We start from the raw sequence: 3278 nt of genomic DNA, 5'->3' as shown, positions 1-3278 counted from the left end.
AACTGCTCGTCAGCGAACTCGTCACCAACGCCCTGCGCTACGGCGAGGGCGAGATCCGGCTCCGCCTGCTGCGCGACCGGACCCTCGTCTGCGAGGTCTGGGACTCGGGCCTGGTGCAGCCCCGGCGCCGCAGGGCCCGGGACACCGACGAGGGCGGCCGCGGTCTTCAGCTCGTCGGGCTGCTCAGCTCCTCCTGGGGCTCCCGCCGCACCCCGCGCGGCAAGACCGTCTGGTTCGAACTCGCCCTGCCCGACGGCGAGAGCGCGGCCGAGCCCAGCGTGGAGCAGCTCCTCAGCATGTTCTGAGCGAAGGACCGGGAGCGCCGGGCACCCCTGGAGTCAGGCGGCCTTCAGCGCCGCGAGGCGGGCCTCGATCTCGTCGCTGTCGCCGAATGCGTCCAGCTGCTCGAACTGCGCGTCCAGGGACGAGGCGGCGAGCTCCTGCTTGCCCAGGGCCCGCGCCTCCTCCCGGCGCACCTTGTCCTCGAACCGGCTCAGCTCGCTGGTCGGGTCGAGCAGGTCGATGCTGTCGACCGCGTCCGTCATGCGGTTCTGCGCCTGCGCCGACTTCGCGCGGGCGACCAGCTCGTCCCGCTTGGCCTGGAGTTCGCCGAGCTTGGTCCCCATCTGGTCGAGTCCGGTCCGCAGCTTGGCCACCACGTCGGTCTGCGCGGCGATGGTCGGCTCGGCCGTCCGCGCCTCCTGCTCGGCGCGCAGCTGGCGGCCGAGCGCCACCTTCGCCAGGTTGTCGAAGCGGTCGGCCTCCGCCGTCCGCCCGCCGGCCCGCAGTTCGTCCGCCTTCCGGCTCGCGGCGAGCGCCTTCCCGCCCCACTCCTTCGCCGCGTCCAGGTCCTCCTGGTGGTCCTGCTCCATCAGCCGCAGATTGCCGATCGTGGCGGCCACCGCTTCCTCCGCCTCCGCGATGTTGGACGAGTAGTCACGGATCAGCTGGTCCAGCATCTTCTGCGGATCCTCGGCCTGGTCCAGCAGCGCGTGGATGTTCGCCTTCGCCAGCTGGGCGACCCGGCCGAGAACGGTCTGCTTGCTCATGCTCGTCTCCTTCGTGGAGTCCTCAGAGGGACGCGAAACAGGGAGGGGCGGCGGGTCGCGCTCAGAACCGGCCCCCGCCGCCCAGCCGGCCGCGCGTGCCGCCACCGCCGAAGCTGCCGGGCCCGCCGCCGGGACCACCGCCCCCGAACCCACCCCCGAACCCGCCGCCGAAGCCCCCGTGACCCCCGCTTCCCCCGCCGAACAGCCCGCCGAGGAGGATGCCGCCCAGCACCGCGCCCCCGAGCCCGCCGCCCCCGCCCACGCCCGGCATCCCGCCAGGACCGCCGGGGCCCCCGAAGGCGTGGACGTCCCGCTCCGCGAGCTCCTGCGCCAGCCGCGCCAGGCCGTCCGCCCGCTGCGCCTCCGGCAGGGCGGTCCGCGGGTCCCCGGCGGCGGCGAGCGCCTCCGCCCTCTCCCACCGGCGCCGGGCCTCCGCGAGCCGGGTGCGGGCCTCGCTGCCCACCGCTCCCCGGTGCGTCGTCACGTAGTCGGAGGCCGCCCCGATCGCCGAACGGGCCGTCAGCATCGCCTGCTCCAGCAGGGCGCGGCCGCGGCGGTCGCCCGATTCGCGCTCCCGCGCGCCCCGCAGCGCCTCGTCGAGCGCCGCGTCCGCCTCCTCGACCCGCCGCAGCGCCTCCAGAGGGTCGTACCGCCCGGCCTCACCGGCCTGCCGCACCTCGGCGGCCACCGTCTCCGCCCGCGCGATCCGCCCCTGGAGGTCCGCCGTGGACACCCCCTCGGCCGTGCCCTTCAGCAGGCCGCGGGCGTCCGCGAGGTCCGCGTCCGTCTCGGAGAGCGCGCCCGGCAGCTTCCCCACCGCCTCCGCGAGCTCCACCGCGCGCCGGTCCACCGCCTCGATCAGCCGGGCGGCCTGGTCCACCGCGCCCTCGGCGGCCCGGATGTGCACGGCGGCACCGCCGTTGTCGCCCTCGTCCACCCGCTGCCGGGCCGCGTTGATGTGGGTCGTCGCGAAGACCAGCCGGTCCTTGGCCTGCTCGACGTTTCCGGCGACCGGGGAGGCGGCGCTGTCCGCGTACCGCTCGCGCATCGCGCCCAGCGCCGCCCCGGCCGTGACCACCCGCCCGGTCTGCTCCCGGAACGCCGCCTCGACGGAGGCCAGCGCCTCCGGGGCCGTACGCTCCAGGGCGCGCAGCCGGTCGAAGTCCTCGCTCTCCGCGTCCAGGCGCGCGTTCGCCTCGGCGCAGCGCCGGAGGATCTCCTCCAGCATGTTGCGCCGCTCCCCGTCGTCCTCGGGGAAGGCGTCGTCGAGCCGCTGCCGCACCCGGAACGAGGCCGTGAGCTGCTCCTTCGCGAAGGCCAGGGCCTCGGTGAACCGCTCCACGGCCGCCTCCCCGAACTGCGCGGAGGCGAAGCCCAGTTCCTCCTGGCTGGTGCGCACCGCGTCGTCGGTGGCGACCAGGGTCCGTTGGGCCTCGGCGTCGAGCGCGTCCAGCGACGGCGGCGCGTGCTCGGGGGGAGGGGCCCAGCCCTGCCCGCCCTGGGGAGTGGTGCGGGTCGCGGTGCGCCTGCGGCGCTTGGCGTAGGCGTACGCCGCCACGGCCCCGGCGCCGCCGACGAGCACGGCCGGCAGGACGAGGTCGGCGCCCCACGATCCGCCCCCCTCCGGCTCGGGGTCGGCGGGACCGGGGGTGATCGCCGGCGCCGGGACGGGCCGGCCGGCCAGGACCGCGCCGTAGCCATCGGCGGCGCCGATGGCGGCCCCGGCCCAGTCGTTCTGCCGCAGGGCCGGTTCGATCGCGGTCCGCGCCACCTCGTCGAGCTGGGCCTGGGTGAGCCGGCCCGCCGGGTCGGCGGAGTGCGCGTACTGCCGGGCGCGGGTGGCGACGGCGAGCAGGACGTCGTCCGCGCCGAGGCCGTTGCGCGCGGCGGTGGCGTCGGCCCAGTCCGGGGCCGAACGACCCGAGAAATCCCGGACGTAGACCACGAACAGCTGGATTCGGCGGTCCTCGTAGAGCCGGTCGAGCGCCGCGGCCACGGCGGCCCGGCGCTCGCCGAGGGCGCCGGCCCGGTCGGTGATCTGGCCGTCCCGGGACAGTTCGGCGGGATCGTCGGCGTGGGCACCGTGAACGGCGGGCACGAGGAGCCACCACGCCGCCACCAGTACCGCGAGAAGGGCTCGGGTGGCTGTTCGTGTCACAAAAGGAGGCTATGTCCCGGTATGGGGGAGTGCGAGCGGACCGACGCCGTTCGGAAGCCGTCCGTGGGAGG

The 3278-nt window shown here is 76.1% G+C and carries 3 protein-coding genes; 1 reads left to right on the top strand and 2 read right to left on the bottom strand.

From position 1 onward, the window contains the following. A partial coding sequence (locus RIF68_RS32055; protein WP_309054776.1) for an ATP-binding protein occupies positions 1-305 on the top strand: 305 nt, incomplete at its 5' end. Positions 306-338: 33 nt separating this feature from the next. On the opposite strand, the gene RIF68_RS32050 is transcribed toward RIF68_RS32055, so the two are convergent. Both RIF68_RS32050 and RIF68_RS32045 read right to left on the bottom strand, forming a co-directional pair. After that, positions 339-1049, bottom strand: a complete 711-nt coding sequence (locus RIF68_RS32050) for a PspA/IM30 family protein (RefSeq protein WP_309054775.1) — start codon at positions 1047-1049, stop codon at positions 339-341. A 61-nt stretch (positions 1050-1110) separates the two neighbouring features. Continuing rightward, positions 1111-3207 (bottom strand): TPM domain-containing protein, encoded by a 2097-nt coding sequence (locus RIF68_RS32045; protein ID WP_309054774.1) that lies wholly within the window; start codon positions 3205-3207, stop codon positions 1111-1113. Between the last annotated feature and the right edge of the window lie 71 nt (positions 3208-3278).

The sequence above is a fragment of the Streptomyces sp. genome (assembly GCF_031178505.1).
GTDB lineage: Bacteria > Actinomycetota > Actinomycetes > Streptomycetales > Streptomycetaceae > Streptomyces > Streptomyces gulbargensis.
This window is presented reverse-complemented; position numbering and strand designations above follow the sequence as displayed.